Source organism: Streptomyces sp. NPDC055962, assembly GCF_042270185.1.
Classification (GTDB): Bacteria; Actinomycetota; Actinomycetes; order Streptomycetales; family Streptomycetaceae; genus Streptomyces.
In genome coordinates this window covers 199,664-214,741 of the sequence record NZ_JBHJYN010000001.1, presented here as the reverse complement: position 1 = coordinate 214,741, position 15,078 = coordinate 199,664, and the positions used below count along the sequence as shown (strand labels likewise).

The 15,078-nt window shown below is 69.4% G+C and carries 16 protein-coding genes; 9 read left to right on the top strand and 7 right to left on the bottom strand.

The window, feature by feature from the left end; all coding sequences use genetic code 11:
* Positions 1-154: 154 nt before the first annotated feature.
* A complete protein-coding gene (locus ACFC51_RS00980; protein ID WP_376526342.1) occupies positions 155-1,525 on the bottom strand; it encodes a cellulase family glycosylhydrolase in 1,371 nt (456 codons plus the stop codon).
* Positions 1,526-1,694: 169 nt separating this feature from the next.
* A complete protein-coding gene (locus tag ACFC51_RS00975; protein WP_376526340.1) occupies positions 1,695-2,219 on the bottom strand; it encodes a MarR family winged helix-turn-helix transcriptional regulator in 525 nt (174 codons plus the stop codon).
* A 100-nt stretch (positions 2,220-2,319) separates the two neighbouring features.
* On the opposite strand from ACFC51_RS00975, the gene ACFC51_RS00970 reads away from it, so the two are divergent.
* The 3 genes from ACFC51_RS00970 to ACFC51_RS00960 all read left to right on the top strand — a co-directional run bounded on the left by ACFC51_RS00970 (position 2,320) and on the right by ACFC51_RS00960 (position 5,890).
* Entirely contained in the window at positions 2,320-3,837 is a 1,518-nt protein-coding gene (locus tag ACFC51_RS00970; protein WP_376372901.1) for an MFS transporter, read from the top strand.
* Positions 3,838-4,483: 646 nt separating this feature from the next.
* Entirely contained in the window at positions 4,484-4,720 is a 237-nt protein-coding gene (locus ACFC51_RS00965) for a hypothetical protein (protein ID WP_376372898.1), read from the top strand.
* Between the two features lie 114 nt (positions 4,721-4,834).
* Positions 4,835-5,890 (top strand): sigma-70 family RNA polymerase sigma factor, encoded by a 1,056-nt coding sequence (locus ACFC51_RS00960; RefSeq protein ID WP_376526338.1) that lies wholly within the window; start codon positions 4,835-4,837, stop codon positions 5,888-5,890.
* Between the two features lie 6 nt (positions 5,891-5,896).
* On the opposite strand, the gene ACFC51_RS00955 is transcribed toward ACFC51_RS00960, so the two are convergent.
* Together ACFC51_RS00955 and ACFC51_RS00950 are read right to left on the bottom strand one after the other, a co-directional pair.
* Positions 5,897-6,148, bottom strand: coding sequence for a DUF397 domain-containing protein (locus tag ACFC51_RS00955; protein ID WP_376526336.1), 252 nt, complete (start codon positions 6,146-6,148; stop codon positions 5,897-5,899).
* On the bottom strand, positions 6,145-6,966 hold the full coding sequence (locus ACFC51_RS00950) for a helix-turn-helix domain-containing protein (RefSeq protein WP_376526334.1): 822 nt from the start codon (positions 6,964-6,966) through the stop codon (positions 6,145-6,147). Before ACFC51_RS00950 ends, ACFC51_RS00955 begins: the two co-directional genes overlap by 4 nt.
* A 112-nt stretch (positions 6,967-7,078) precedes the next feature.
* Between ACFC51_RS00950 and ACFC51_RS00945 the strand changes: the two genes are divergently transcribed.
* The 5 genes from ACFC51_RS00945 to ACFC51_RS00925 all read left to right on the top strand — a co-directional run bounded on the left by ACFC51_RS00945 (position 7,079) and on the right by ACFC51_RS00925 (position 11,438).
* The gene (locus tag ACFC51_RS00945; protein WP_376526331.1) at positions 7,079-7,525 is read left to right on the top strand and encodes an ATP-binding protein; all 447 of its coding nucleotides are present in this window, start codon (positions 7,079-7,081) and stop codon (positions 7,523-7,525) included.
* Positions 7,526-7,540: 15 nt separating this feature from the next.
* The gene (locus ACFC51_RS00940) at positions 7,541-8,584 is read left to right on the top strand and encodes an NAD(P)/FAD-dependent oxidoreductase (protein ID WP_376526329.1); all 1,044 of its coding nucleotides are present in this window, start codon (positions 7,541-7,543) and stop codon (positions 8,582-8,584) included.
* Positions 8,581-9,219 carry an SAM-dependent methyltransferase gene (locus tag ACFC51_RS00935; RefSeq protein ID WP_376526326.1) on the top strand — a complete coding sequence of 213 codons (639 nt, stop codon included), beginning with the start codon at positions 8,581-8,583 and terminating at the stop codon, positions 9,217-9,219. The genes ACFC51_RS00940 and ACFC51_RS00935 overlap by 4 nt, the downstream gene beginning before the upstream one ends.
* Before the next feature lie 703 nt (positions 9,220-9,922).
* Positions 9,923-10,846: a hypothetical protein gene (locus tag ACFC51_RS00930; RefSeq protein WP_376526323.1), complete on the top strand. Its 924-nt coding sequence runs from the start codon at positions 9,923-9,925 to the stop codon at positions 10,844-10,846.
* Positions 10,847-11,051: 205 nt separating this feature from the next.
* Positions 11,052-11,438 carry a peptidase inhibitor family I36 protein gene (locus ACFC51_RS00925; protein ID WP_376372877.1) on the top strand — a complete coding sequence of 129 codons (387 nt, stop codon included), beginning with the start codon at positions 11,052-11,054 and terminating at the stop codon, positions 11,436-11,438.
* 161 nt (positions 11,439-11,599) lie between these two features.
* Here the strand turns inward: ACFC51_RS00925 and ACFC51_RS00920 are convergent, their stop codons facing one another.
* Entirely contained in the window at positions 11,600-12,214 is a 615-nt protein-coding gene (locus ACFC51_RS00920) for a YceI family protein (protein WP_376372874.1), read from the bottom strand.
* A 239-nt stretch (positions 12,215-12,453) separates the two neighbouring features.
* On the opposite strand from ACFC51_RS00920, the gene ACFC51_RS00915 reads away from it, so the two are divergent.
* A complete protein-coding gene (locus ACFC51_RS00915; RefSeq protein WP_376372871.1) occupies positions 12,454-12,978 on the top strand; it encodes a hypothetical protein in 525 nt (174 codons plus the stop codon).
* A gap of 70 nt (positions 12,979-13,048) precedes the next feature.
* Here the strand turns inward: ACFC51_RS00915 and ACFC51_RS00910 are convergent, their stop codons facing one another.
* Both ACFC51_RS00910 and ACFC51_RS00905 read right to left on the bottom strand, forming a co-directional pair.
* Positions 13,049-13,843: a hypothetical protein gene (locus ACFC51_RS00910; RefSeq protein WP_376526320.1), complete on the bottom strand. Its 795-nt coding sequence runs from the start codon at positions 13,841-13,843 to the stop codon at positions 13,049-13,051.
* A 22-nt stretch (positions 13,844-13,865) separates the two neighbouring features.
* Positions 13,866-14,816, bottom strand: coding sequence for a hypothetical protein (locus ACFC51_RS00905; RefSeq protein WP_376526317.1), 951 nt, complete (start codon positions 14,814-14,816; stop codon positions 13,866-13,868).
* Between the last annotated feature and the right edge of the window lie 262 nt (positions 14,817-15,078).

Below are 15,078 nucleotides of genomic sequence, written 5' to 3'. Positions count from 1 at the left end.
CGTGAGGACCGCGGTCCACGGCCTGCGGGGTAATCGGGGGAGAGGGACGCGCACGTGAGCCTCCGAGGTGGGGGAGTGAGGGGTGCGGAAGGTGAGGGGCGGGGCCCCGGGGTCGGCGGGGGGCTCCGGGCCGGCCGGAGCCCCCCGCCGAAGGTCAGCTGGTGGGGAAGTTGTCCGGACTGCTGATCCGGCTCTTGAGCAGTGCTCCCGACTCGGTCAGCACGCCACTGCTGCTGTAGTCGCTGCCGTTGCAGGTCCCGGGCTTGAACGCCGCGCTGCTCTCGGGGGCGTCGGAGTAGGTCCAGTTCGCGTAGCTGATCTTCAGCTGATCGAGCAGGTCCAGCCAGGCCGTGGTGCTCGCCCGGTCCATCGCTCCGCCGCCGGTGGCGCTCACCGTGCCGAACTCGGTGACGAAGAGCGGCAGTCGTGACGCCGCCCGGCTCAGCGTGGAGCGGTAGGTGTCCTTGTGGCTCGCGGCGTAGAAGTGGAACGCGTACATGAGGTTGGTGGCGTTGACGGGATTGCTGACCACCTCGTTCTCGTCGGAGCCGTCGGAGACCCCCAGCGAGGACCAGCCGCGGGTGCCGACGATGACGACGGCGTCCGGGTCGGCTGCCCTGATCACCGGGATGACCTGCTCGGCGTAGCTCTTGACGGCCGACCAGCTCACGCCGTTGGGCTCGTTGGTGATCTCGTAGATCACGTTCTTCTTGGCGGCGTTGCGGGCGGCGACGGATGCGAAGAACGTCTTCGCGCGGGCGAGGTTGTGGTTCGGGTCGCCCGGCGTCAGCGTGTGGAAGTCGATCAGCGCGTACATGCCCCGCGCCTCGGCCATGTCGACGAGGCCGTTCACCTTGGCGGTGAAGCCGGCGGGGTCCGTCTCGTAGCCGTCCTCCTGCACGTACATGGCGGTGCGCAGCAGGTCGGACTTCCAGTCGTCGGCCAGGGCGTCCAGGGAGGCGGCGTTGTAGCACTGGCTGAACCACTGGATGCCGTGCGTGCTCATGCCGCGCAGCTGGATGGGGCGGTTGTACTGGTTGCACAGGTTCACGCCGCAGACGTGGAGCTGGCCGTTGATGTCCACGGGGGTGCCGTCGTCCTGGCCGGGCGGAGGTTCTTCGAGGGAGCCCGAACAGGCGATGCCGTTGAGCGTGAAGGCCGTGGGCTTCGGGTTGGCGCCCGTGAAGGTGCCCGTGAACCCCAGGTCCGCCGATGCGCCGGTGGCCAGCGCGCGGTTCCAGTCGACGCCCGCGGCGGTGACCGCGGTGCCGGACTGCGACCAGGTGGCGTTCCAGCCCTGGGCGAGCTTCTGTCCCGCGTCCGGCATGGTGAATCCGAGCGTCCATCCGGAGAGGGGGGCGCCCAGGTTGGTGACCTTCACCCCGGCCTGGAAGCCGCCCGTCCACTGGCTGGTGACGGTGTAGTCGACCTTGCAGCCGGTGGCGGCCACCGCCTGGGAAGTCACTGCTGCCGTGAGGCCCAGGACTGTCGCACAGGTCGCCAGTAAGGCGAGTAGGCGTTTCATAGCGTTCCTCCTCGTGGGGGTGAAGCGGAAACAGCGCCATGGGAGCGCTCCCAAAGGCCATCGGCCCGAGACCGTACACCGGTGCGCGGGGCGCGTACAGGGATGCGGCAGGCATTGGCGAAGAGCGGCCCGGCGGGCGGGGAGGGGGCCGGCCGCCGGGGCGGGTCCCTCAGGCGGTCCCGCCGTCGGTGGCGCCGGGGGAACGTGATGGCGTCGAGGTCCGCTCCGCGAGGTGGCTGTCCATGGTGGTGTTCAGGTCGGCCACGAACGCTTCGAACTGTTGCAGGAGTCGCGGCGGGTAGTGCGACATCGTGGCATCGAGGCGGAGGGCGAGCGGGCCGAAGAACTCGTCCGCCCGTTTCTGGATGTGCCCCCCGCTGCGCAGCGTGACGATCCGCCGGTCGGAGTGTTCCCGGGCGCGGGTGATGTGCCCTGCCGCTTCGAGGCGGTTCAGCAGTGCGGTCGTGGCGCCTGTGGACAGGGAGATCCGCTCGCTCAGTCGTGCCGGTGACAGGGGGGTGCCACGCTCCTCGGCGGCCGCGATCTCCAGGACCGCGGTCGCGTCGGTCGAGTGCAGCCCCAGCCAGGTGGCGAAGCGCCGGCTGAGCTCGGCGTAGTGGCCGCCGTAGATCCTCAGCGATTCCATCAGCCGTTCACGCTGCTCCGCGACACCGTCGCGCACGGCTTCATCCATGCCGACCTCCATCCTTCTCCCCTGCTGCGAGGTCCACCCGGTGATCTCGCTTTGACAACCTACCTACTCCAATTTACCTTCACCATGGAATTACTTCACCATGGAGGTATCTGTCGTGCGTGACCCGTCCCTCACCCCTGCCCGGATGACCGAGCCCTACCGGTGGCGCTGGCTGATCCTGGCGGTGATGATCGTCGCGGAGATCATGGATCTCCTGGACGCCTCGATCGTCAACGTCGCGGGGCCGGACCTGGAGAGATCCCTCGGTGCCGGTTCCGTCGGCCTGCAATGGGTGATCGGCGGCTACGCCCTCACCCTGGGTGCCGGGCTCGTGCTCGGCGGGCGGCTCGGCGACCGCTACGGTCGGCGCCGGATGTTCCTGATCGGCCTGGCAGCCTTCACCGCGAGCTCGCTGCTGTGCGCGATCGCGCCGGACATCGAGTCGCTGATCACCTTCCGCCTGCTGCAGGGCACCGCGGGAGCGGTGCTGCTGCCCCAGGGGCTGGGCCTGCTGCGGGAGAACTTCTCCGGCCCCGAGCTCACCAAGGTCTTCGCGATCTTCGGACCCGTCCTCGGCCTGGGCGGCATCATCGGCCCGGTCCTGGGCGGCTTCCTCATCGAAGGTGACTTCTTCGGCCTCGGCTGGCGGTCGGTGTTTCTGATCAACCTGCCCATCGGCATCGCGACGCTGGCCGTCGCCGCGACGTTCGTGCCCAGAAAGGCGGGTGACCGCACGGTACGGGTCGACGTGACCGGCGCCGCCCTGGTCGTGATGTCCTGCGCCCTGCTGGTGCTGCCCCTCAACCAGGGGCAGGAGGAGGGCTGGCCGCTGTGGACGTGGCTGAGCATGGCCGCCTCGGGGATCGGGTTCGCCCTCTTCGCCCTCCAGCAGCGCCGTACGGCCGCCGCGGGCCGCGCACCGCTGGTGACCCCGGGCCTGCTGCGCAAGCCGGCCTTCACCGTCGGCCTCGGCGGCATCGCCCTGTTCTTCGGCGGACTGATCGGCACCCAGCTCGTACTGACCCTGTTCCTCCAGATCGGCCGGCACTTCACCGCCGGTGAAGCGGGGCTCGGCAACCTGCCCCTCGCGGTGGGAACCGCGATCGGCGGTGCGGTCAGCGGCGCGTTCCTCGCCGACAGGATCGGCCGCAAGGTCCTGCAGATCGGACCGCTCGTCCAGCTCGCCGGGGCAGCCGTGCTGTGGTTCGAGCTCGACGGCCTCGACGCCGCGTCGTTCTCGATCTGGGACATCGCGCCCGGCGTGGCGGTGGCGGGCATCGGCGCCGGCATGGTGATCGCCGCCCTGTTCAGCTTCATCCTGGCCGCAGTCGACGACGACGAGATCGGATCCGCCTCCGGCGTCCTGTCGGCGGTCCAGGCGGTCGGCGGCTCCATCGGCGTCGCGATCTTCGGCTCGGTGTTCTTCGCCCGGGCCGAGACCGGTGACTTCACCGGCGGCTTCCACCGCGCGCTGATCGTCCAGGCCTGTCTGCTGGTGGCCTTCCTCGCGATCACCTTCCTGCTGCCCAGGAAGGGCCGCCCCGAGGACGAGCAGCACGGCATCACCTCCGAGGCGGCTGCCGACGGCTCCGGCACCGAGCAGGGCCTCACGGTGTGAGACCCGGCCGAGGCCCGCACGCAGACCCGGGCTCCAGGACGAGGTGCCGTGCATGGTCGATTTCGAGCCATGCGTCGCCCTGGTCGCTTCGGGCCGATCGCTGCTGCGGCCGGGCGTCGGACGTGAGCGAGCCGTGCCGTGTTCCGTGCACGTCATGGATCCCCCCGCGGGCCGTCGGGTGGGGTTCACCGGGCATCCCGGATCCCCACCGCACCACGTCGGACCGGCCCTCTGCGGCAGATCTGCACACCGCAGGCGCAGGTGGCGCGCCGCCGAAGGAGTGCACGCACGCGTGGAGTCGGCACGCCCCGCCCCCGGCCGGGAATACCCCTTTCGTGCAGGATCGAAATTCCGGCCTCCGCGCCGTCCGTCGGTCGTCGGGGTGAAGAAGATGTACCGGTCCGAAGAGCAATGTGAGCGCACCGGCATTTCGTCGTGCACAAGCCGGACGATGCGCCGCCGGGTGGGTGGCCTCCCCCCGATCCCACGTGCTTACATCCTCAACATCGCGGAAGCCGCACAGGAATGTGCCGTATCCCTCGGGCCCCACATTCAGGCGCCGGCGACTGCGAAAGCGGCAAGGGCCTTCTTTCCTGACGGTGCGGGCCCCTGCCATGTCGGAATTAATGCGAAGGGAATTCACATCATGAGCTCCGCCCCCCAGGTACAGACGCAGGAAATCTCCGACGCCGACCTGGACAACGTGTCCGGTGGCCTCGGCGGTGCGGTTTCTCTCGACGCGCCGGTCGTCGGTGGTGTCGCGGGTGGCGTCAGCGCCGACCTGACGGGCGTGGCTCCGCTCGCGGGCAGCCTCGCGGGCGCCGTCGGCGCCAACGTGCTGGGCGTCGCCGGGATCGGCTCCGCCACCACGCTCTCGGCCTGATCCGACCGGGAATCCGTGTGCCCCGAGGCCGACCCCGGCCGCGGGGCGTACGGGCCGTGGGGCACCATGATCGGCACATGGCGACCCCGAACCACGGACCAGAGGGCTTTGAACGTGAAGGACTCAGGTACCGCTCGTCGACCGCACGGTCCGGGCAACCGGTGGGAGCTCGTCTGGAGCCACCGGGACGAACTGCTGGAGATGGCACGCAGCCGCTCGGCGAGTGCCGAAGAGGCCGAGGACGCCGTCCAGGAAGCGATGATCCGCGCGGTGGAGGACCCCGACGTCCCGTACGGACGGGTCCGGTCGTGGCTCAGGCTCGCGACCGTACGCGCATGCGCCGACCGGCGCCGCCAGGTCGCCCGGGACTCGGAGTTGAGCGAGAGCCTCTCCGCGGCCCACGCCGACCCGCCCCTGGTGGAGGAGGCGGCGTGCGACCGGGCGGAGGCCAGGTGGCTGGCTGCCCGCAGCGCGGAGTTGCTGCCCGAACGCCAGGCGGAGGCGCTGCGGCTGCACTCCCAGGACCTCGACGTCGCCCAGGTGGCCCGGACCATGGGTCTGAGCTACCGGGCCACCGAGTCACTGCTCGCCAGAGCCAGGCGCTCGGTGCGCAATGCCCTGGCCGGGAGCCTCACCCTCGCCATGGCCGTGTGGCTGTCCGTGCGGAGATTCCCGCGCACGGGCATCACCCAGCAGGCGGTGGCGGCTTCGGCGGCGGTGACGGTCGCCGTGGTGGGACTGAATCTGCCGGCCGATTCCCCCGTACGGCCGGAGAGCCGGCCTCCGGCGGACCGCGCCGTCCCCCGGGCCGTGGAGGCTCCCGCTCCCCGCATGACTCCGGGAGGTTCTCCCACGCCTTCCGCTTCCCCGGACTCCACCGACCGGAGCGTCCGGGACCACGCGCGGCCGGCGCCGAGCGAACAGCGGAGAACGAGCGAGCCGTCGAATGCGGCAGCCGTGGAGATGGAGATCGGATTCGGCGAGCGCGCCCCCGTACTGCGGTCGGTGGCCATTTCGGCGTCGATTCCGTCCCTGCCTCTGGACGTGCCCGAAAACGAGATCCTTGAAGTGCCGCCGGTACCGGTCGACATCTCCGCCGAAAGGCCCACCGCGCCAACCGGTCCGTCCGGTCCGGACCATACCGACCGGCAGGGAGTGCTTTCCCGCTGAGCCGTTTCAGACAGCGGCGCGGACGAACGCCGCCCAGGCGGCCGGGGGCACGGTCAGGACCGGGCCGTCGCTGACCTTGGAGTCGCGGATGTGCACGGCGGCGGGGTGGGCGGAGACCTCTACGCAGTTGCCGCCCTGGTCGCTGCTGTAGCTCGACTTGCGCCAGTCGTAGGCGACTTCGAGGCAGTCGCCGCCCTCGCTGCCGCTGTGGCTCGACTTGAACCAGGTGAGGCCGGTGCCGTGTACTGCGCGGGTCATGACTCTCCAAGCAGGTCGTCCAGTAGGCGCATGCTCTCCTCGGGGGAAAACGCCTGCGAACGCAGCATCCCATATTTCTGGTGCAGCACACTGACCTCGTCGAGGTCGTCGAGCAGCACGCTGACGCGTTGCCCCTCGATATAAGCCAGTTGATCGTGGTCCGGCGTCTCCAGCAGCACCATCGGCCCGTCCAGTGCTGCGTGGGACTCGCGGTTCGTGGGCATGATCTGGACGCCCAGGCACGGATGTTCGGCGCATTGCCGCAGGTGCAGCAGTTGCTCGCGCAGCACGGCCCGGCCTCCGAGGGGACGCGACAGGATGCACTCCTCGATCAGGAAGTTGGCCATCAGCCGGGGCTTGCGCTCGAAGACACGCTGCCGGTCGAGCCGGGCGGCGATGCGCTCGTCCAGCTGGTCGTCCTCCAAGGGCGGATAGAGACTGGCGAAGACGGCGCGCGCGTACTCCTCCGTCTGGAGCTGCCCGGGCACCACTTGGTTCTGATACGACAACAGCGTCACCGCCTCCTGCTCGTACTCCACGAAGTCCTGCACGAACGCCGGGAACCGCTCCTTCTGCGGCACCTTCGCCACCGCGACCCCCAGCGCCCCCTTCGTGTCGAGCAGTTCGTCCAGCTGTGCCGCGAAGTCCGCCTGGAGCGCGCGGCGGCCCTGCTCGATCGAGGCGATCGTGTCCTCGCCCACGCAGAACCGGTCGGCCAGCGATGTCTGCGTGTGCCCGGCCGCGCGGCGGAACGCGGCGAGCTGCGCGCCGATGACATGCCAGGACGTGACCCGCTTGTTCCTCTTCACCGAGTGCATGACGTGCCTCTCCCCGTACGCGAACCCCGCCGGACCCGTCAGCGCTCGTACAAACGCGGTGTACGACCTGACGCGGTGACCCAGAGTAGTGACGAGCTGTGACGGTCGTCCCGTGAATGAATCAACGCAACTCCCTTCCTTCCGTCAGGCGTTCTACCGCCGTGAGCGCAGGTCGGTGCCTCTCGTGCGCCAGTTCGTCCGGGAGGCGCTGCTCGACTGGGCGTGCGAGGCGGACCTCGACGACGTACTGCTCTGCGTGAGCGAACTCGCGACCAACGCGCTGGTGCACGGCGTCCCGCCCGGCCGGGTTTTCCGGGTCCGGCTCACCTGCGGGAGCGTGCTCCGGATCGAGGTGCACGACAGCGGCGACGGCCACGTCCGGGAGCCGGTGGACCCCGGGCCCCTCGACGAGCACGGTCGTGGTCTCGCGCTCGTCGGGGCGCTCGCCGACGCCTGGGGGGTGGGGAAACGGGATCCGGGGAAGATCGTCTGGTGCGAGTTTGCCGGTTCGGCAAGCAAGCTTGTCGAAACGGCGCCGCGCGCGCACCATCACCCGTAACAGGAGGTGATCCGCATGAGAGAGACGAACCAGCGGTACGACGTCGTGGTGATCGGAGGCGGAGCCGCCGGGCTGAGTGGGGCGCTGGCCCTGGCGCGGGCGCGGCGGTCCGTGCTCGTGATCGACGCAGGCAGCCCGCGCAACGCACCTGCGTCCCACATGCACAACTACCTCGGCCGCGAGGGCACCCCGCCCTCGGAGCTGCTGGCCATCGGCCGGGCCGAGGCGGCGGACTACGGGGCGGAGATCGTCCGGGGCGAGGTCGTCTCGGCCGGGAAGCTGCCCGGCGGCGGCTTCCGCGTCGTGCGGGAGGACGGGAGCACCGTCCACGCCCGCAGGCTGCTCGTGACGACCGGGATCGTCGACGAGCTGCCGCAGGTCGAAGGTCTGGCCGAGCGCTGGGGCCGCGACGTGCTGCACTGCCCGTACTGCCACGGCTGGGAGGTCCGGGACAGGCCGGTCGGCGTTCTGGCGCTCAGTCCCATGGCGGTGCACCAGGCACTGCTCTGGCGCCAGTGGACCGACGACGTGGTGCTGTTCCGGCACGGACAGGCCGACTTCGGCGACGAGGAGTACGAGCAGCTGGCCGCCCGGGGCATCTCCGTCGTGGACGGCGAGGTGACCGCGTTGGAGGTGGCCGACGACCGGATCACCGGCGTGCGGCTCTCCGGGGGCACGGTGATCCCGCGCGAGGCGCTCGTCGTCCAGCCGCGCTTCACCGCCCGGTCAGCGGTCCTGGAGGGCCTCGGCCTGGTGCCCACCGAGATGACGATGGGTGACCACGTCATCGGCACGTATATCGCGGCCGATCCCGCCGGGGCGACCGACGTGCCCGGTGTATGGGTGGCCGGTAACGTCGCCAACCTCATGGAGCAGGTCGTCGGAGCGGCGGCAGCCGGGCTGAAGGCAGCCTCGATGATCAACATGGACCTCGTCACCGACGACACCCGCCGTGCGGTCGATGCCCGTCGCACACCCTTCTCGGCCGACGCCGAGCGCAGGGTCACCGAGCGCGTGCTCGGTGACCGCCGTCACGGACTTCAGGAGACAACGCGATGACCACCGACAGCACCCGCACCGACGCCGAGATGTGGGACGACCGGTACCGCGAGAGCGACCGGATCTGGAGCGGTGACCCCAATGCGCCCCTCGTCCGGGAAGTGGAGGGGCTGAAGCCGGGCCGCGCTCTCGACCTGGGCTGCGGCGAGGGGGCCGACGCGGTCTGGCTGGCGCGGCAGGGCTGGACGGTCACCGCCACCGACATCTCCCGGGTCGCTCTGGGCCGGGCGGCCGGCCACGCGGCGGACGCCGGTGTCGAGGACCGGGTCGACTGGCAGTGGCACGACCTCGGGGCGTCGTTCCCCGAGGGGGAGTTCGATCTGGTCTCCACCCAGTTCCTGCACTCGATGGGCGACCTTCCGCGTGACGAGATCCTGCGGCGGGCGGCGTCGGCGGTCGCGCCGGGCGGGGTGCTGCTGATCGTCGGACACGCCGGCTTCCCGTCCTGGGAGCACGACCACCCGGACGTCGAACTGCCGACGACGGACGAGGTCCTCGCGTCCCTCGAACTTCCCGAGGGGGAGTGGGAGGTGCTGCTCAGTGCGGAGCACGAGCGCATCCAGAACGACCCCGACGGCAACCCCACCACCCGCACGGACAACGCGCTGAAGGTCCGCCGCACGGCACGCGGCTGAGCCGGCCCGGCGCAGCAGGTGGCGCGGGCGCACGGGCCCGGGCCCCGCGCCACCCGCGGGTGCGCCCTCCACGTAGGCGTGCCGTGACCGGCCGGCCCTCGAAGGGCTGACCTTCGTGAGGGACGAAGGTCAGCCCTTCGGTTCCCTGGGTTGACCAGGGAGCCACGCGACGCGTTCCCACGGCGCCGAGTTCAGCGGGGTGCCTCGCTCTCCACCCGGTGCCAGGACGAACCGTCGGCCCGGCACGGGCGGTGTCCCACGACCGTTTCGGCCACGGTGCCCCGGTGGGAGCCGCACCTCGGCGTCCACGATCCACGGCGGACCACCCTCACCGCGGCGAACGGTCGCCCCACCACACGGGGCACGGCCGAACGAGGCCCGGCGACACGAGCGGGTGACCAGCCTCATGTGGCAGACCCGCGGACCCGGGATGAGGTTTTTACCCCACATATCCTGCATTTACCCGGTGGGAAACATTGGCTCAAACATTGCTGTGCATTCCTGGATTCACTCGCCCGACCCCCGGTCGAGGAAATAACAGTTGATCACGTGATGAAGGCGTGCTTGTATGGTGAATGAGCTCGGGGGGTGTCCGGGTGCGGCGGTGGAATCCTTCTGGGGGTGATCCGCCGAGCAGTGGGATTTCTTTATGGGGGCTAGGGCTGTGGGTGCGAAGAAACGTTTTACGGGTGACTCGCGACGCATGGCTCTTGTGGCGCTTTCCTGTGTTCTTGCGATGTCGGTGGGCGGTTGTTCGTCACGGCCGGGCGGCGGAGGCGAGAATGAAGAGCGCACCCCGGCCGGAGTGGCGAGTGATGATCTGCATCTCCCGATAGAGACGTATCTTTTCTCGAATGCGGAGATGGCCAGGCTGGAAGAAGCGAAATTCGTGCTCATCGGCGAGTGCCTGCGCCGCCTGAAGCTGGACCACACCCTCGCGGCGCCCGGAACCGCGCCTGGTCCCCGCAGCCTGACGGAGCGCCGGTACGGGATAACGGACGGCAGGGAAGCGAAGGCCGACGGATACCGCCTCAGCGCGGTCGGCGCTGAGCGGCCGCGCTCCCTCGCTGCCCAGATGAAGTCGTTGGCCGCCCCGCAGAGGGCGCAGCTCATGGCAGCCCTGCAGGGAGAAGCCGCGTCCGGGGCCGGTCAAGGGGCCGTTCACAAGGGCGGACTCCGGATGAACGGGGTGCAGGTCCCGGCGGGAGGCTGTGCCGGCGAGGCGACGGAGGCCATATCCGGGGGATCCGGGCAGCTGGGGCCGAGCCAGGTGGCCCGGAGCGCCAACTTCTCGAGCTTCGACGACTCCAGATCGGACCCGCGCGTCGGGCGGGTGCTCGGAGCCTGGTCCGCCTGCATGAAGGACAAGGGGTACGCCTATCCCGATCCGCTCACCGCGATGAGTGACCCAGGGTTCCGGGGGACATCACCCACGCCGAAAGAGCTCGGGACGGCGCAGGCTGATGTCGAGTGCAAGCAGAAAACCGATCTCGTCGAAATCTGGTTCGGCGTGGAGGCCGCTCTGCAGAAGGACATGATCGCGCAGAAGGGCCGGGACTTCGAGGCGGCGCTCACATCGAAGAAGAGTCAGATGAGGAGAGCTGAATCCGCTCTCGAAAGCCGTTGACGGGCCGGCCGGATCACGTATCCGAACGCCTCACGGCGCATCGGCCTGGGTGGTGACTCGGTGCAGGTCGTCCACCTCATCGGTCCGGTGCTTCATAAATGAACTCTCCCACCCGGTGCGATCTGCCGGCGAGTGGGAGGGCCGACGCAACAGGAGCGATCCTTGCGCCGAGCCATGCAGTTCCGACAGTGATGGAGTCATTGAAATGAACCGTATTGTTTCCGCGGTCGCGGCGGCGCTCGGAGCCACCCTGCTCGTCCCGTTGGCGGCTTCCTCGGCCGAGGCGGCCACCTGTTCGTCGGGTACGTTCTGTCTCTACTACAACTCGGGCCTGGGGGGCTCCCGCTCCTCACTCACCAACAGTGCCCGCGACCTCGCCGGCTACACGTTCTCGACCAGCGGTGCCGGACAGGGGCAGGCGGTGAAGAACAACGCCGCGTCGGCCTGGAACAAGACGCTCTGCCCGGTGACGGTGTACTACTACTCCAACTACGGCGGCCCGTGGGACTCGTTCGGCTACAACCAGTCGGGAAACCTGGTCGACACCTACAACGAGAACGCCTCGGTCGAGTTCTCCACCACCACCTGCTGAACCCGGGGCGTCCCGCGACGGCCTCGTGCGTACGGCACCGGGTCGCCGGACGCGCTGCCCTCCGGGGCGGCCGTGAACCGGAGTGGCTCCGGGCGGGAAAGCCGAGCGCCCGCCGTCCTCCCCCGGAGGGGAGAACCGGCGGGCGCGCTCGGTCCGGAGGATCAGGCCTGCTCGGCGGCCTTGATGGCGGAGATGTCGAAGTTGAGCTTGACCTTGTCGCCGACCAGCACACCACCGGTCTCCAGCGCGGCGTTGTAGGTAAGGCCCCAGTCGGAGCGCAGGATCTCGGCGCTGCCCTCGAAGCCCACGCGCTGGTTGCCGTAGGGGTCGGTGGCGGATCCGTTGAACTCCAGGTCGATGGAGAGCGGGCGGGTGACGTCCTTGATGGTGAGGTCGCCGGTGACGCGGTACGTGTCGCCGCCGAGCTGCTCGGCCTGCGTGGAGCGGAAGGTCATGAGGGGGAAGGTCTCGGCGTCGAAGAAGTCGCCGCTGACCAGGTGGCCGTCACGGTCGGCGATGCCGGTGTCGACGCTGGCGATCTTGACGTCGATGGATGCGGTGGAGGCGGCGGGGTCCGTGCCGTCCAGCACCAGGGTGCCCTCGTGGTCGCCGAACGAGCCCCGCACGTTGGTGACCATGGCGTGCCGCACGGTGAAGCCGATGCTGCTGTGTGCCGGGTCGATCGTGTAGGTGCCGGTCAGCGCCGCCAGCGCCGGGTCCACGGCGAGGGTGGCGGTGGTGGACGGGGCGGTGTTCTTGCGGTTGAACAGAGCCATGGCTCCTCCTCGGGACGTGGTCCGACGCGTTCTGTACGACAGCCCGCCGAACGTTTGGTTTAACCTTCAACGACTCCGACTGTAGACCTCTTTTATTCAAAGTTCAACATCAAGGGTCCAGGCCGGTCCGAAAGTCGCGGGAGCGGTGCCGCGCACCCCGTCGCCCCCTGGCGGACGCGCGTAGAGCTGGGGCACTATCTCCCTGCCCCCAAATTGTCATGAGCAGGAGGACCTCCCCCATGTCGACCCGTCCCCGACTCCGCTCGGCCCTCACCGCACTCGCCCTCGTCCTCGGTGCGCTCTTCGCGCCCGGCGTCGGCGTCCTGAGCGGTGGCGCGACCGAGGCGCACGCCGCCACCAAGCTCACCCACTCGCAGGCGACCTCCCGCTTCTCCTCGTCGGGGATCACCTGGTCGTCCTCGGGCGGCTGTTCCAACCGGAACGTCTCCACCTGCACGTCCTTCGACCAGCTGAACCTGACCAGCGCACAGGGCGCCCAGACGCTGAAGAGCGCGACGGGCTGCGCGCTCAACATCACCGGCGGCACCGAGACCGGGCATGCCAGCGGCACGTACTCGCACTGGAACGGCTACAAGCTCGACTTCGGGAAGACCACCTGCCTCACGAACTACGTGAAGGGCGTCTTCAGCTACATCGGCCTGCGGGGCGACGGCGCCCCGCAGTACAAGTCCGGCTCGGGCAACGTCTACGCCGACGAGGGCAACCACTGGGACGTGACGTACTACAACTGCGGCGGCTGCTGACAGCGCACACGTCCCGCCGTGAAGGTGCCCCCGTCCGCCCGGACGGGGGCACCTTCACGCGCGGGACGCCCTAGACGCACTTCATGACGCCGTTCTCGCTCATGCACCCCTGCTCCACGCCGCAGCAGATCTTGCCCGCGCAGCAGCCCTGGCCCGGTCCGCAGCACTGTTCGCCGTTGCACGGGGTCGTCGCACAGCAGCGCGTGTTCGAGCGGTTGGCGTGGTCCTTCTTGCAGCAGCCGTCGTCCCGCGTGCACGATTCGTCCGGTCCGCAGACGCGGCCGTGGCAGAGCGGGCTGCACCTGCCGTCCTGGCAGACCTGGCCGGCCCCGCAGCACTGATCGCCGCAGACCGATCCCAGCGGACACAGCTCCCCGTAGGCGTCACACACCTGTTCCAGGGGGCTGTAGCAGGTGCCGTTGCAGCAACTGGTCTGACCGGCCGGACAGCACTTCCCGTCGCAGCAGGTCTGCCCTGGGCCACAGCACTCCAGGGTCAGGCTGTTGGTGTAGCCCTCGTCGTGCATGCAGCAGGTGTGGGTCTTGGGGCAGCACCGGGTCTCCGCCCCCGGCTTCCCGTAGGAGAGCGGCCAGATGCACGACTGGACATCAGGTCCCACGCATGAGGGGTCGGGGGGCCGCGGTCTGTGGTCACGGCACCACGCGTCGCACTGATCCGCGGGGATGCGCAGGTCCGGCGGGAGGTCGATGTCTCCTGCGCTCTGAAGGCACTGGCCGACGCACTCGTCGAGCCAGTCGTCCGCGAGCTGGACACCGATGCCCCTGCGGACCGTACCGGCGACGGTGCGGTACTGCTGGTCGGTGCGGTACAGCGAGAGCTCTGCGCTTGCGCACGGCGCCGGCATGGTTCCTCGCCTCTTTCGGTCGTCACCTGTCGTAGTACGGAGACAGCTTGGTCACCAGGAAGGGGAACTCCTCGGTGACATCGACACGGACGAAGTACTTCTCGGTGACATCCACCTTCCGGTTGGTGTAGGAGAAGATGACGTCCAGAATATTGCGTGCCCCGCTCAGGCGTGAGGGCCTCGTCTCGATCGCCGTCAGGGACGAGTCGGAGGCGAAGAGCTCCGCAGTCTTCGCGTAGATGCTGGGGTACCGCACGACCAGGTAGTTGAGCGCACGGTGTCCGTCGGATGCGCCCGCGTTGTCGGTCATGTGCATCACGCGTTCGAGCAGTTCTTCCGCGGCTTCCCTGAACGGCTGCTCCTCGATACCGTCCGGTTTCGGGAGAGCGCCGACGAGCGAACCGGAATCGAAGGTGTAGATCTGGTCGAACGCCACCACCGGGAGCATCAGACCGTTGCAGGCATCAGGCGGGGCGATCGGTCCCCGGAGGCCGATGGTGACGTGCAGGTCGGTTGCCCGAGGTGCCTCCTGGAGTGCCTCGATGAGCAGACTCAGGTCCACGGGATCGCGTGGCCGCACGATGTAGGTGTCGAGCCCCTGGACCGTGAACACGTAGCACATCTGCCGCGCGAGGTAGCGATTCCGCGGCTCCGACAGGATGGTCCGTAGTACCTGGCGGTCCGTCAGGTCGGCTGTGGAGGCCCGTCCGGTGGCCTGGGCGAACTCCTTCTCGACACCCAGGCTCGGCAGGCGTGGCTCAATCCGCCCCAAGGCGTACACGTAGAGCGGCGTCACCTCGCTCCGGCGGTTCTCGGACGCGGGGTTCGCGCCGCCGCACCCGCACCCGTGGACTTCACCGTCCTCCCTGGTGCCGCCGCACCCGCAGCTGTGGCGCCTTCCGCCCTCCTCGGGTGTCGGGGGACGGGCGAGTTCCTCCACGGGGCTCGGAGGGGGTGCCTGGTTCTCTTCCATGAGCTGGTCTCCTTCACCATGTGTGCGGGACCGTCGCCCCGCAGGCCTCGCGTCGGAGCGGTGGACCTCACTCCCCTCTCGGATGGTCGCGCCGGCCGGAGAACGTGAGCCATCGGTTGAGTGCCGCGGCCCGCCGTTCGCACCCTCCGCAGGTCCGGAGGCCCGCCGCGTACGTGAGGCGTTCCACCACCTCGCCGAGGCCGATGTCCGCGTCATTGACGAATCCTGGAAGGCGCACGTGCGACTGCCCGGCCGGTCCCCG